The following is a 13341-nucleotide window of genomic DNA, read 5'->3' on the forward strand; positions in this document are numbered from 1 at the left end:
CAGGGCCTGCGGGGCGCGGCCCGCACCCAGCGCCTGTGGCGCGGCCGGGGCCGCCCCCTCACCGGCACCGCCCGCACCGCCCGTGCCCCAGGAGACGCGGCCGTCCCGCTCCCCGTCGAAGCCCGTCTGCCGGGCGGCGTCGGCATGCCAGGCGGACGCGGGCTCGGGCCGGACGCCGTGCAGCCGGGAGGGGTCGTCCCAGGTGGTCACCCGGTCCCCCGGGCGGATCTCCACCTCGCCGCGCCCGCGCGGCTGGGGCAGGAAGTCGCCCGGAGGGGGCGCCGGGGCCGCGGCCCGGTCCCCGGCGGGCTCCTCCTCGTCCAGGAACACCGGGCCCGTCTCCTCCTGCGGGGACTCGCCCGGCACGGGGGGCGCGGCCGGTACCGGGGAGGCGGCGGGCGAGGGGGCGGCGGGCGAGGGCGCACGGGGTGCCTGCACCACCACCCCGGGGGGCGCCGCGGGCATCGGCTCGCCCTCGCGCGGTTCGGGGCGGCTCGTTCCCGGCACCCACGAGGCGCCGTTCCAGTAGCGGATGTATCCCGGAATGGACGGATCGGGGTAGTAGCCCGGGCCCGGGCTGCCGTTGGCGGATGCTGACGGAGGGGCGCTCATGTGTCCGGTCCCGTATCTGCTCGGCCGTCGCTGTGGCGTGTGCCGCTCCCCGTCCGGCGGCGCAACCGGGGAGCGCTGGCTCCACATCTACCAGAGACGGGAGGCTTCTCGCCCCGGCCACCGGCGACCCCGCCCCCATCCAGCGACACCGGAGCCCGTCGCCGGGCCGCGGGGGACGCGCCACGCCGCACGGCCGGCGCCCCGCCTCCCTCCTCGCCGCGCGTTCCGGTCCGGTGACCGGGCGTCAGGAGGCGGACGCGCCGGCGTCCCGGGCCGCCTGGCGCACCAGCGGGACGATCCGCAGCGGCACAGGGTTCTCCATGACGATGGCCGTGGAGGCCCGTACGATGCCCTCGAACCCCACCACCTTGTCGATCACCCGCTGGAGATCGGCGTTGGAGCGGGCCACCAGACGGCAGAGCATGTCGCCGCGGCCGGTGATGGTGTGCAGCTCCAGCACCTCCGGGACGGTCGCCAGATGCGCCCGTACGTCGCGGCCCTGTCCCTGCCGGATCTCCAGCGTGGCGAATGCGGTGACCGGGTAGCCGATGGCCGCGGGATCGACGTCGGGGCCGAAGCCGCGGATGACCCCGCTGCCCTGCAGGCGGTCCAGCCGCGCCTGCACGGTGCCCCGGGCCACACCCAGACGGCGGGACGCCTCCAGTACGCCGATGCGCGGCTCGGCGGCGAGCAGCTCCAGCAGCCGGCCGTCCAGTTCGTCGATGCCCATGGCCTGCCTCCCGATGGTCATCCTGTACAGATCGACCGGAATGTTGACCTAATCACTGTACAGATTGCCCAGCCTTCACACGAACTATTGCGCATCTTGTGGAACAGCGGGAGCCTGCGGCCATGACTGAGACCATGCACAACACCCCCAGCACCGCCCGGCAGGCCGATCCCTTCCCGGTGAAGGGGATGGACGCGGTCGTCTTCGCCGTGGGCAACGCCAAGCAGGCCGCGCACTACTACTCCACGGCCTTCGGCATGAAGCTCGTGGCCTACTCCGGCCCCGAGAACGGCAGCCGCGAGACCGCCTCCTACGTCCTGGAGTCGGGCTCCGCCCGCTTCGTCCTCACGTCAGTCATCAAGCCGTCCACCGAGCGCGGCCGGTTCCTCGCCGAGCACGTCGCCGCGCACGGCGACGGCGTGGTGGACCTGGCCATCGAGGTGCCGGACGCGCGGGCCGCGTACGCCTACGCGATCGAGCACGGCGCCACCGGCCTGGAGGAGCCCTACGAGGTCAAGGACGAGCACGGCACCGTCGTGCTGGCCGCCATCGCCACCTACGGCGAGACCCGCCACACCCTGGTGGACCGCTCCGGCTACGACGGCCCCTACCTGCCCGGCTTCACCGCGGCCAAGCCGATCGTCGAGCCCGGCCCCCGCTTCTTCCAGGCCATCGACCACTGCGTCGGCAACGTCGAGCTCGGGAAGATGGACGAGTGGGTGACCTTCTACAACAAGGTCATGGGCTTCACCAACATGAAGGAGTTCGTGGGCGACGACATCGCCACCGAGTACTCCGCGCTGATGTCGAAGGTCGTGGCCGACGGCAGGCGCAAGGTGAAGTTCCCGCTCAACGAGCCCGCGATCGCCAGGAAGAAGTCGCAGATCGACGAGTACCTGGAGTTCTACGGCGGCCCGGGCGTGCAGCACATCGCGCTCGCCACCAACGACATCGTCGCCACCGTGCGGGCCATGCGCGCCGCCGGTGTGGAGTTCCTGGACACCCCCGACTCCTACTACGACACCCTGGGCGAGTGGGTCGGCGAGACCCGCGTGCCGATCGAGGAGCTGCGCGAGCTGAAGATCCTCGCCGACCGCGACGAGGACGGCTACCTGCTGCAGATCTTCACCAAGCCGGTCCAGGACCGTCCGACGGTGTTCTTCGAGATGATCGAGCGCCACGGCTCCATGGGCTTCGGCAAGGGCAACTTCAAGGCCCTGTTCGAGGCCATCGAGCGCGAGCAGGAGCGGCGCGGCAACCTCTGAGCCTCCGCTACCGCACGCGGCGCACGGCGCGCGTCCCGCGGCCCCGCCTCCCTGACGGCGGGGCCGCGGCCCGTTTCCGGGCGCGGCGCGGCCCGCCGCCGGGAGGCCCGTCCCGGGAGGGCCGTCACCTGGTGCGGACGACCACGGTGCGCACGATCTTGTCGTGCAGCCCCTGCTGGAAGGGCTTGTCCCAGGTGCACCACAGATAGGCGAGCGGCACGCACATCGCGTTGTTGATGAGTCCCGCCATCAGATGGCGCCCCAGCGCGGCCCCGAAGCCCACCTGCTCCCCGGTCTCGATGCGCGCCACCTTCAGCCCGCACAGCCGCTTCCCCACGGTGCCGCCGGTGGCCGTGAGGACGGGGTCGTAGAGGAGGAAGGCGAAGAGGAGCGAGAAGACGATGCCGGTGATCGCCAGCCCCTCCGTCACGCCCTCGGGATCGGTGTCCAGGTGGACGGCGCACGGCACGGTGATCCCGGCCACGATCGCCGCCATCACCAGCCCGTCCACCAGCTTCGCCAGGAAGCGCCTGCCCAGCGGGGCGACCAGCTCCGGCGGCGGGCCCGGCAGCGGGGGCGGCGCGTAGGCGTACGGCGGGGGCGCGTAGGCGTACGGCCCGGGCGGCCCGGCCGGCGGCACGGAGGGCTGCGGTATGTGGGGCGGCGGAGGCGCCGGGTGGCTCATCTGTGTCCTTTCGAGGTGCCCCCTCCACCGGGGAGGAGAACGAAGCCAAGGCCGGTATCCAAGCAGCGCCCGCCCCGGCCGCCAAACCGCACCCCGCCCCACGGGGCCGGCCCGCACCCCCGGCGGGGGTGCGGGCCGGCCCCGTGGGGCGGACGCCCCGTCAGTCCGTGACCTGCAGGAGCCGGTCGGGGGAGAGCAGGTTGCCGCTGATCCTGTCGCGGGCCGCGGCCGAGGTCAGCGCGTCCGAGACCTGGGCCGGTGTGGCCGAGGGGTTCCCGGCGAGGTGGATGGCGGCCGCACCGGCCACGTGCGGGGTGGCCATCGAGGTGCCGGAGATGGTGTTGGCCGCCGAGTCGCCGGTGTTCCAGGCGGAGGTGATCGACGAGCCGGGGGCCAGGATGTCCACGCCGAGGCCGTAGTTGGAGTAGGTCGCCATGGCGTCGCCGCTGTCGGTGGCGCCGACGGTGATGGCCTCGGAGACCCGGGCCGGCGAGTGCAGGAACACCGGCGCGCTGGAGTTGCCCGCCGCGACGGCGTAGGTGACGCCGGAGGCGATGGAGTTGCGCACGGCGGTGTCGATCGCGGGGTCGATCAGGCCGCCGAGGCTCATGTTCGCCACCGCCGGCTTGCGCGCGTTCTTCGTCACCCACTCGATGCCCGCGACGACCTGGGAGGTGGTGCCGGCGCCGCTGTCGTCCAGGACGCGGACGGCGACGATGTCGGCCTCCTTGGCCACACCGTAGGAGGATCCGGCGAGGGTGCCCGCCACATGGGTGCCGTGTCCGTGGCCGTCGTCCGCGGTCGTGTCGCCGTCGACGGCGTCGTAGCCGTGGGAGGCGCGCCCGCCGAAGTCCTGGTGGCTGATGCGGACGCCGGTGTCGATGACGTACGCGGTGACCCCGCGGCCGGCCGCGTCCGGGTGGTCGTAGACGTCGTCCAGCGGCAGGTCGGGCTGGTCGATGCGGTCCAGCCCCCAGGAGGGCGGGGAGGGCTGGGCGGAGGAGATGGTCACCTTGCGGTCCGGGGCCACGGAGGCGACGGAGGGGTCGTCCGCCAGGCGCGCGGCCTCGGCGGGGGTCATACGGGCCGAGAACCCGTTGAGCACTGCGGTGAAGGTGCGGCCGAGCGCGGCTCCGTAGCGCTCGGCCAGGTCCTCGTTCCGCTCCTTCGCGGACGTCGTGGTCAGGGCGCCCGGCGCGCCCTTGAGTATGACGATGTAGCCGGCCTCCCGCTGGGACGGCTGCGCCGCGCCCGCCGGCGCCGCGGAGCCGAGCCCGAGCGCCGCGGCGACCACGGCCGCGGCCAGGCCCACCCCGGTACGGCTCCGGGCCGTTCTCTTCGCTGCCTTCACGCGGATCCTCCTCGTCGTCGGGAAAGGTCTGCGCGGAACCGCAGACCGGCGGGCCGTACTCCGCGCTCCCGCCGTGAGGAGGGTCACTTACTGACGAGTACAAGACAAGATTGCCGGGGGAATCTCCACGCCGGCTCCGCACACCGTCACCGCGGCCCCCCACACACGGGGCCGCACGTCCCGGTTCGGGCGGTATCGCCGCAGGTCAGAACCGCCCGCCGCAGGGTTTCCGCACCGCCGGGGCGCAAGGGTCCCCCGTCTGTCCCGGGTTCAGCAGCTCGGTACGCGGCCGCCGTCCCGCAGCGCCCTGAGCGCGGCCAGCGCGCCCTCCAGGGTGGTGACGGGCACCAGGCGCAGGCCCTCGGGGAGTTCGGCCCGCGCGTCGTCGCACTCCGCCTCGGGCACCAGGAAGACGGTGGCGCCGTCGCGCGCGGCCGCCTGGGTCTTGAGCGGGACGCCGCCGACCGGCCCGACCTCGCCGCGTGCGGTGATGGTGCCGGTGCCGGCGATCGTACGACCGCCGGTGAGGTCCCCGTCGTCGATCTCGTCGACGACTCCGAGGGCGAACACCAGCCCGGCGCTGGGGCCGCCGACGTCCGCGAGCCGCAGCTCCACCTCCACGTCGTCCTCGGACATGCCCAGCCGGCGCAGCGCGGCCGTCACCGCCTCCGTCTGCGACTCCTCCATCTGGGCGGTGGTGTGCTCCTCGATCTCCTCGGGGTCGTCGCCGACCGGGTAGACCGAGTCGCGCGGCATCACGGCGCGCTCGGTGTCGAACCAGGCGTCCACCACGTCGGCCAGCCGGACGGCCGTGTCCGGCGTCGTCGCCGCGATGGTGGTCGCCAGCAGCCGCCCCCGCGACCGCTGCGCCCCGCCGTCGCCGCCACCGGGGTCACCGGCCCCTTCGACGGTGATGACCTGCCTGCCCCGGTACTCGCCCAGGACGTCCGCGGTGACCCCGGGCTGGGCGACCGAGAACGGCAGCGGGACGAGCGCGGCGACCGCGAGCAGCGCCGCGACGAGCGTCCCGCAGATCGCGAGGGCCTGGGTACGGGAGGACAGAGCCGGCATGGGGGTGAATCTAGTTCACCGCCGCCCTGCGTGCGGAGCCGGACCGGGCCGGGCGCCCCGGGACCGGTCCGGTGGTCCGGTCCGCCCGGTCCCTCCGCTAGCGGAGGAAGTCGGCGACCTCCTGCGCCGCCTGCACCACACGGGGCCCCACCTTCTGCGGCACCGACTCCGACAGCATCACCACGCCGACGCTGCCCTCGATGCCGTTGACGCCCAGCAGCGGGGCGGCGGCGCCGCAGGCGCCGGCCTCCAGCTCGCCGTGGGTGAGGACGTAGCCGTCCTCCAGGTCCCGGTCCGGGCGGCGCCCGGCGAGGATCGCGCGCCCGGCCGCGCCCTTGTCGAGCGGATGGCGGAAGCCGGTGCGGTACGCGACGTGGTAGTCCGTCCAGGTCGGCTCGACGACCGCGACGGCCAGGGCCTCGTTGCCGTCGACCAGCGTCAGGTGCGCGGTGGCGCCCACGTCCTCGGCCAGCGCCCGCAGCGCCGGAAGGGCCGCCTCGCGCACCAGCGGATGGACCTGCCGACCCAGCCGCAGCACCCCGAGCCCGACACGGGCCCGGCCGCCCAGGTCCCGGCGCACCAGGGAGTGCTGCTCCAGCGTGGCCAGCAGTCGGTAGACGACCGTCCGGTTGACCCCGAGCTTGCTGGACAGCTCGGTGACGGTCAGGCCGTGGTCGGTGTCGGCGAGCAGTTTGAGGACGCGCAGTCCCCGGTCGAGCGTCTGAGATGTCTCCGCGGTCACGACGCCCCCTCCTCCGTTGTGTGCCGGCGACTCCGCTCCGGGAGGTGCGCCGCCGGTCCCGTCGGCGGACGCGCGTGCTGTTCCCGGCGAGCCGCCGGTCGCTTGGCGGGCCGCACCGGCTGCGCTCCGAGGCGACGCTGCCACGGGGCGTGTGCGTGACGCGAAACCTAGCGATCCCGCCCGCCGTCCGGAAGACTCTGTCCAGAATCCGGGCGCCGCTGGCATGGTTTATCCGCATTGCGTACAGCAGCAGGTCACAGCGGTCCGGCTCGGGCCGTGGATACGCTCCCACACGCGTACGCGGAACGCACAGATGCACACAATGGCGCTCATCGCGCCTACCGGACGGTAGAGGGTGCGCGGAGGGCGCGGACCCTGCCGAGTCCGCGCCCTCCGCGCCACTGCCCCCGCCCCTGCCCTCGTCCGCGTCCCGCCCGCGTCACCGCATCCGGGTGGCCCATTCGCGCACCTTGGCGATCCGCTGCTGGAGCTGCCCGGCCGTCGCCTCGGCGGTGGGCGGGCCGCCGCAGACCCGGCGCAGCTCGGTGTGGATCACGCCGTGCGGCTTGCCGCTCTGGTGCGAGTACGCGCCGACCAGCGAGTTGAGCTGCCGGCGCATCTCCAGCATCTCCTTGTGCGTGACCACCGGACGCCTCTCGGCGGGCGTCTCCAGCAGATCGGCCTCGGCGTCCGGCTTGCGGCGGCTGTGCGCGATCTGCCGAGCCTGCCGCTTCTGGAGCAGCAGCTGCACCTGGTCCGGCTCCAGCAGCCCGGGGATGCCCAGGTAGTCCTGCTCCTCCTCGCTGCCGGGATGGGCCTGCATGCCGAACTCGGCGCCGTCGTACATCACCCGGTCGAAGACCGCGTCCGACTCCAGTGCCTCGAAGGGCAGTTGGTCCTGCTCGCCGGTGTCCTCGTCCTGCTGCCTCTCGGCCTCCTTCAGGAGGTCGGCCTCCTCCGCGTACGGATCTGCGTCCTCGGCGTCTTCCCCGCCCTTCTTGGGCTTGTCCAGTACGTGGTCGCGCTCGACCTCCATCTCGTGCGCGAAGCCCAGCAGCATGGGGATGGTGGGCAGGAAGACCGAGGCGGTCTCGCCCCTCCGCCGGGAACGCACGAAACGGCCGACGGCCTGGGCGAAGAACAGCGGCGTGGAGATGGTCGTGGCGTACACCCCGACCGCCAGGCGCGGCACGTCCACGCCTTCGGACACCATGCGCACCGCCACCATCCAGCGGTCGTCGCTCTGGCTGAACTCCTCGATCCGCTTGGACGCCCCGGCGTCGTCGGACAGTACGACGGTCGCGGCGCCGCCGGTGATCTCGCGGATCAGCTTGGCGTAGGCGCGCGCCGAGTCCTGGTCGGCTGCGATCACGAGCCCGCCCGCGTCCGGGATCGCCTTGCGGACCTCCGTCAGCCGGGTGTCCGCCGCGCGCAGCACGCTGGGCATCCAGTCGCCGCGCGGGTCGAGCGCGGTGCGCCACGCCTGGGAGATGGCGTCCTTGGTCATCGGCTCGCCGAGTCTGGCCTCCAGCTCGTCGCCCGCCTTGCTGCGCCAGCGCATGTTGCCGCTGTAGGACAGGAAGATCACCGGGCGCACGACGCCGTCGGACAGCGCCTTGCCGTAGCCGTAGGTGTAGTCGGCCACCGAGCGGCGGATCCCCTCGCCGTCCTCGGCGTAGGTGACGAACGGGATGGGATTGGTGTCCGAGCGGAAGGGCGTACCGGTCAGGGCCAGGCGGCGGGTGGCGGGCTCGAACGCCTCGAAGCACGCCTCGCCCCAGGAGCGGGTGTCTCCGGCGTGGTGGATCTCGTCCAGGATGACCAGCGTCTTGCGCTGCTCGCAGCGGTTGCGGTGCAGCATCGGGCGCACGCCGACGCCGGCGTAGGTCACCGCCACACCGTGGTACTCGCGGCCCAGCGGGCCCGCGCTGTACTCCGGGTCCAGCTTGATGCCCACTCTCGCCGCCGCCTCGGCCCACTGCTTCTTCAGGTGCTCGGTCGGCGCGACGACGGTCACCTGCTGCACGACGTGGTGGTGCAGCAGCCAGGAGGCCAGGGTGAGGGCGAAGGTCGTCTTTCCCGCGCCCGGTGTCGCGACGGCGAGGAAGTCCCGCGGCTGCTTCTCGATGTACAGGTCCATCGCGGCCTGCTGCCAGGCTCGCAGCTTGCCGGCCGTGCCCCAGGGGGCGCGGCCGGGGAACGCGGGCGAGAGGTGGTGGGACGTGGTCGTGGTAGTCACGGTCTCCGCTGAACTGGGTCGGCGATCGGCAACCGCGTCAGACTACCGGGGCGCCCGTCCCGCCATCCGGGTGACATCCCGGACGGCGGGACGGGGTGCGATCCACGTCACACGCCGAAGTGCGGACCGCCGGTGTCCCGCAGCAGGCGCAGACGTTCGCCGATCAGCCGGGCGTCGTCCAGTTCCCCGGTCGCCACCGCGATCACCAGCTCCTCGGCGGCGTCGATGTCGGGACGCAGCCGCTCACCGTTGAGCGCCAGGAACGTCACGCATGACAGCCATGCCGTCCGCTTGTTGCCGTCGACGAACGGGTGGTTGATCGCCGGCGCCTGGAGAAGGGCTCCGGCCTTGCCGAACACGTCCGGGTACACCTCCTCGCCGAACGCCGAGGCCGAGGGGCGGTGCGCCGCCGATTCCAGCAGGCCGATGTCGCGTACGGCCACCCGCATGTCGTCGCAGGCGTATTCGGTGACGGTCAGGACCTCGTCGGAGGTGAGGTGGAAGACGCTCACTTCAGCCGCTCCAGGAGTTCGCGCCACCTCGCGGCCTCACGTCCGGCCGTCTCGCGCACCGCCTTCTCGCGGGAGGCGCGCTCGTCAGGCCCGGCGGAGGGCCGGGGGCGTCCTGCCGTGTCACGGTTCGTCTCCATGGCCCAGCGCTATGGGCGGACCGGCTCCGTGCGCACGCGGTTTCACTTCTCCGCCCGCATCCGCCCCGCCACCAGGGCGCCCGCCAGGGCGACCGCCGCCGCCGGTAGGTAGACCGCCACGAACGCCAGCGGGTGGGAGGCCGAGGCGGCGCTCGCCGCCTCCCCCGCGCCGTGTCCCACCGAAACAGCGCCGCCGCCCAGACCGGCGAAGAGCGCGCCGCAGGCGGCGAGGAGCACGATGTTGGACAGCCCGTCGCTCAGCTGGAGGGCCGCGGAGTTGGCGCCCGCCTCCTCCGGCTTGGACAGCTTCAGCAGCAGCACGCTCGTGGACGAGATCACCACGCCCATCCCGAAGCAGCCCACCGCCTGCGCGACCGCCGCCGTCCACACCGGCACGGACTCCAGCAGCACCAGCGGCGTGGCCGCGATGCCCGCCGTCACCAGCACCATGCAGTACCGCACCAGCCGCTCCCGGTGCGCCTCGGCGAACGGCCGGGACTGGAGGAACGACCCCAGCGCCCAGGTAGCGCCGCCCGCCGCGAGGGAGAGGCCGGCCATCGTCACCGACAGCCCGCGCTGGCTCACCAGCATCAGCGGCACGAAGCTCTCCGCGACGATGAACGACCCCGCCGCGATGCCGCGCATCAGCACCACCGTCGGCAGCCCGCGCGCGGCGCGGAAGGTGCCGCGCGGCAGCAGCCCGAGCGCGGCCGGGACCATCAGGGCCGCGCCGGCAGCGGCCGGGACCAGGGAGACCCAGCGCAGGTCCTGGCCGGCGTACTGGAGCAGCCCGGCCCCCAGCGACACCGCCACCGCAAGCCGCATCAGCCGGCGGTCCAGCGGCCCGGCCCCGCCGGGCGGCGGCCCGGCGGCGGCCCGCCTCAGTGGCGGGAGCATGACCGCGATGGGCAGGACGACCAGGGCGGGGATGCCCAGGAACACCCAGCGCCAGCCGAGCTGTTCGGTGACCGTGCCGGCGATCAGCGGTCCGACGACGGCCGGGATCACCCAGGAGGCCGCGAAGGCGGCCATCACCGTGGGCCGCAGCCGCTCGGGGTAGGCGCGGCCGACGGTGACGTAGAGCGCGACGATCACCAGCCCGCCGCCGATGCCCTGCACCGCCCGGCCGAGGACGAAGACCCACATCTGCGCCGCCGTGCCCGACAGCAGCAGCCCGACGGCGAAGGCCCCGATCCCGGCGGCCAGCGACGCCAGCGGCCCGCTGCGGTCGCACCACTGGCCGGCGGCGACCATGCCCAGCAGGCTGGTGGTGAAGTACGCGGAGAAGGCGAAGGCGTACAGCGACACCCCGTCGAGCCGGTCGGCGGCGACGGGCATGGCCGTGCCGACGGCCGTCGCCTCGAAGGCGATGAGGAGGACGACGGAGACGATGCCCAGGGTCAGCGCCCGGTAGGTGCGGCCGAGCACTCCGCCGTCCGCCTCCGGCGCGGGCACCGGGGTGAGAACGGGGGTGATGGGGGCCACTGCGCCGAGGTCCCCGTCCAGGGAACCGTCGAGCTCGTCGTCGAGTGCGGTCATGCGCCTCAGAGTAAGGCCCGTCTCTGACACTGGCGCCTGTCGTAGGGCGGTGATCGGCTCGTTCTCCCGGACCAGGTCCGGAGGAGGGGGTCCCGCCCCGGGCCGGAGGAACGCGTTTCCGGGCTCTTCCGGGCGCTCCGGCGGCGGCCGTACGGGAGCCGTACGGGCACCGCCGGAGCACCGCCGGAGCACCGCCCGGCACAGCCGCGCGCACTGAAACGGAAAGCCGGGGCATACGGACCACAGGAGATACGGCAGCGGACCATGAGGGGCGCGGCATCCGGGGTGGAGGTCCGGAGCGTGCCGACGACGGCCCGGAACGAGCGTGTTCCGGCGAGGGGAGTTGACGATGACGGTCGAGTACGACACCGAACGGGGCACCCACACGGGGATCCTCGCGGCGGCGGAGGCGGCGTCGCCGGTGGAGTCCGTCGACGTGGTGGCCCGGGAACTCAAGCGGCGCTTCGGCGCGACCTCGGTGTCGTTCCTCATCACCGACCTGGCACGGCAGTCGGTGGTGCGGATGAGCACGGCGGGCGAGATGGGGACGGGTGAGAGCACGGAGACCATTCCGCTGTTCGGAACCGTCTACGGCGACGTGATCCGCACCCAGCGGCTGCGGCTGGCGGAGGCCGTCGACGGCGACGGCGGGCAGCGGGTGATCGCCCCGGTCACCAACCGCGGGGATTCCATCGGCCTGCTGGAGGTGCGCGTCCCGGCGGATCCGGACCGCAGAACACTGCGGGAGATCAGCCGGGCCGCCCACACGCTGGCCTACATCGTCATCGCCAACCAGCGCTTCACCGACCTCTACCAGTGGGGGCAGCGGACGGCCCCGCTCAGTCTGGCCGCCGAGATCCAGCACAACCTGCTGCCCTCGTCGCTGTCGTGCGAGGCCGCGCAGTTCGCGGTGGCCGGGGCCCTGGAGCCGGCGGGCAACGTCGGCGGCGACACCTTCGACTACGCCCTGGACCGCGACACCCTGCACCTGTCCGTCACCGACGCCATGGGCCACGAGGTGAACGCCGCCATGCTCGCCACCCTGCTGGTCGGCGCCCTGCGGGGCGCGCGCCGCGCGGGCTGCGACCTGGCCGAGCAGGCGAGGCGGGCCCATCAGGCCATGGTCGACCACAGCGGCGGCGCCATGGCGACGGGGCTGCTGCTGCGGGTGTGCCTGCGCGACGGCCGGGTCGCGCTCGTCAACGCGGGCCACCCCTGGCCCCTGCGGCTGCGGGACGGCAGGGTGGAGGAGGTCGGGCTGAGGGTCAACCTGCCCTTCGGGGTCCAGCCGCAGCGCCTGTACGAGGTGCAGGAGATGGAGCTCAGGCCGGGCGACCGGCTGGTCATCCTCACCGACGGGATGCTGGACCGCCGCTCCCGGCACGTCGATCTGCCCGCGCTGCTCAAGGACACCCAGGAACTCCATCCGCGCGAGGCCACCCAGATCCTGACCATGGCGGCCCTCGACGCCAACAGGGGTGAGCTGAAGGACGACGCGACCGTGATGTGCCTGGACTGGTACGGCCCCGAGCCGGTGCGCCGCGACGCGCACACCGGCGCCAGTCTCACCCAGGCCTCACCCGCCCTCTTCCCCCGCCCCCGGAGCTGAGCGCCGCCGGGGTCCGGCCCCGGTGGAACCGGGTCCGGCGGGGCCCGTGGATCGGCGGAGAGCACCGCCGAAAGACCGAAAACCGCCGCGCGGGGCGTCTTGCCAGGTGTCCGAGCACGACCGTACAGTCCGCGCAACGGCGCGTGGGAGCGCTCCCACGATCGGTCGCCGCCCATCCCCCCACGGAGGCACACATGAGTTCCGACCTGCGTCCCCCCTCGCACGAGGAGGCCCACCGCGAGAGTCCCCGGTCCACCGGGCCGGGGAGGGCGGCGGCAGCGGCAGCGAGCGGGCTCGGCCACCCGGACGTCCGCCTCCCGCGCGGTCCGCGCGCCCTGGCATCCCTGCCCGCCCTGGCCGCCCTGTACCGGCGGCACAGCTTCACGGTGCTGAGGGTCTCCGTCGGGCTGCTGTTCCTGTGGTTCGGGACGCTCAAGCTCATGCCGGGCGCCAGCCCCGCCGAGGACATGGCCGTCCGGGTGATGAGCGAGCTGACCTCCGGCCGTTTACCGGTGGACCTGTCCCGGCCGCTGCTGGCGGCGGCGGAGATGCTGATCGGGGCCGGCCTGGTCACCGGGCTGCTGCTGCGGCTGACGCTGCTGGCCTTCTTCGTCCACATGGCCGGGACGTTCACGGCCCTGGCCGTCCTGCCCGCCGAGATGTGGGACGGGAGTCCGGCCTTCCCCACCATGGCCGGGCAGTACGTGCTCAAGAACGTGGTGCTGGTGGCGGCCGGTCTCGCCGTCGCCGCCCACGCGCCGCGCCCCTGGGGCGCGGCACGGGGCGCGGCACGGGTCCCCTCGGGGGGTGCGGCGCGGGACGGCGAGGGGTGACGCCCGGCCGGGGCCG

The 13341-nt window shown here is 73.6% G+C and carries 13 protein-coding genes; 3 read left to right on the top strand and 10 right to left on the bottom strand.

Annotated features, from left to right (window positions below):
- Nucleotides 1-612: DUF2510 domain-containing protein (locus ACLIYP_RS25380; protein WP_412715438.1), on the bottom strand; the 612-nt coding region annotated here is incomplete at its 3' end.
- A 244-nt stretch (nt 613-856) separates the two neighbouring features.
- Nucleotides 857-1342, bottom strand: coding sequence for an Lrp/AsnC family transcriptional regulator (locus ACLIYP_RS25385; RefSeq protein WP_412715448.1), 486 nt, complete (start codon nt 1340-1342; stop codon nt 857-859).
- Nucleotides 1343-1464: 122 nt separating this feature from the next.
- Between ACLIYP_RS25385 and hppD the strand changes: the two genes are divergently transcribed.
- Nucleotides 1465-2607: a 4-hydroxyphenylpyruvate dioxygenase gene (gene hppD / locus ACLIYP_RS25390; RefSeq protein WP_412715439.1), complete on the top strand. Its 1143-nt coding sequence runs from the start codon at nt 1465-1467 to the stop codon at nt 2605-2607.
- A 124-nt stretch (nt 2608-2731) separates the two neighbouring features.
- On the opposite strand, the gene ACLIYP_RS25395 is transcribed toward hppD, so the two are convergent.
- From ACLIYP_RS25395 to ACLIYP_RS25430, 8 genes are all read right to left on the bottom strand, one after another.
- Nucleotides 2732-3292, bottom strand: a complete 561-nt coding sequence (locus ACLIYP_RS25395) for an RDD family protein (RefSeq protein WP_412715440.1) — start codon at nt 3290-3292, stop codon at nt 2732-2734.
- 160 nt (nt 3293-3452) lie between these two features.
- Nucleotides 3453-4643, bottom strand: a complete 1191-nt coding sequence (locus ACLIYP_RS25400; RefSeq protein ID WP_412715441.1) for a S8 family peptidase — start codon at nt 4641-4643, stop codon at nt 3453-3455.
- A gap of 270 nt (nt 4644-4913) precedes the next feature.
- Nucleotides 4914-5714 carry a S16 family serine protease gene (locus ACLIYP_RS25405; protein WP_412715442.1) on the bottom strand — a complete coding sequence of 267 codons (801 nt, stop codon included), beginning with the start codon at nt 5712-5714 and terminating at the stop codon, nt 4914-4916.
- Nucleotides 5715-5811: 97 nt separating this feature from the next.
- Entirely contained in the window at nt 5812-6456 is a 645-nt protein-coding gene (locus ACLIYP_RS25410) for an IclR family transcriptional regulator (RefSeq protein ID WP_093654126.1), read from the bottom strand.
- Between the two features lie 439 nt (nt 6457-6895).
- The gene (locus ACLIYP_RS25415) at nt 6896-8695 is read right to left on the bottom strand and encodes a DEAD/DEAH box helicase (protein WP_412715443.1); all 1800 of its coding nucleotides are present in this window, start codon (nt 8693-8695) and stop codon (nt 6896-6898) included.
- A 107-nt stretch (nt 8696-8802) separates the two neighbouring features.
- Nucleotides 8803-9207, bottom strand: a complete 405-nt coding sequence (locus ACLIYP_RS25420; protein WP_412715444.1) for a type II toxin-antitoxin system death-on-curing family toxin — start codon at nt 9205-9207, stop codon at nt 8803-8805.
- Nucleotides 9204-9344 (bottom strand): hypothetical protein, encoded by a 141-nt coding sequence (locus ACLIYP_RS25425; RefSeq protein ID WP_412698003.1) that lies wholly within the window; start codon nt 9342-9344, stop codon nt 9204-9206. The genes ACLIYP_RS25420 and ACLIYP_RS25425 overlap by 4 nt, the downstream gene beginning before the upstream one ends.
- Nucleotides 9345-9386: 42 nt before the next feature.
- Entirely contained in the window at nt 9387-10883 is a 1497-nt protein-coding gene (locus ACLIYP_RS25430; protein WP_412715445.1) for an MFS transporter, read from the bottom strand.
- A 349-nt stretch (nt 10884-11232) separates the two neighbouring features.
- Here ACLIYP_RS25430 and ACLIYP_RS25435 point away from each other — a divergent pair, with 349 nt between their 5' ends.
- Entirely contained in the window at nt 11233-12492 is a 1260-nt protein-coding gene (locus tag ACLIYP_RS25435) for a PP2C family protein-serine/threonine phosphatase (RefSeq protein WP_412715446.1), read from the top strand.
- A gap of 194 nt (nt 12493-12686) precedes the next feature.
- On the top strand, nt 12687-13325 hold the full coding sequence (locus ACLIYP_RS25440; protein ID WP_412715447.1) for a DoxX family protein: 639 nt from the start codon (nt 12687-12689) through the stop codon (nt 13323-13325).
- Nucleotides 13326-13341: the final 16 nt, after the last annotated feature.

This window comes from Streptomyces nanhaiensis, from assembly GCF_046614825.1.
Lineage (GTDB): Bacteria > Actinomycetota > Actinomycetes > Streptomycetales > Streptomycetaceae > Streptomyces > Streptomyces radiopugnans.

Excerpts from the sequence above, each read along its gene's own strand:
- ACLIYP_RS25385 (WP_412715448.1), bottom strand. The coding sequence starts at position 1,342 with ATGGGCATCGACGAACTGGACGGCCGGCTGCTGGAGCTGCTCGCCGCC.
- hppD (WP_412715439.1), top strand. The coding sequence starts at position 1,465 with ATGACTGAGACCATGCACAACACCCCCAGCACCGCCCGGCAGGCCGAT.
- ACLIYP_RS25395 (WP_412715440.1), bottom strand. The coding sequence starts at position 3,292 with ATGAGCCACCCGGCGCCTCCGCCGCCCCACATACCGCAGCCCTCCGTG.
- ACLIYP_RS25405 (WP_412715442.1), bottom strand. The coding sequence starts at position 5,714 with ATGCCGGCTCTGTCCTCCCGTACCCAGGCCCTCGCGATCTGCGGGACG.
- ACLIYP_RS25425 (WP_412698003.1), bottom strand. The coding sequence starts at position 9,344 with ATGGAGACGAACCGTGACACGGCAGGACGCCCCCGGCCCTCCGCCGGG.
- ACLIYP_RS25430 (WP_412715445.1), bottom strand. The coding sequence starts at position 10,883 with ATGACCGCACTCGACGACGAGCTCGACGGTTCCCTGGACGGGGACCTC.
- ACLIYP_RS25435 (WP_412715446.1), top strand. The coding sequence starts at position 11,233 with ATGACGGTCGAGTACGACACCGAACGGGGCACCCACACGGGGATCCTC.
- ACLIYP_RS25440 (WP_412715447.1), top strand. The coding sequence starts at position 12,687 with ATGAGTTCCGACCTGCGTCCCCCCTCGCACGAGGAGGCCCACCGCGAG.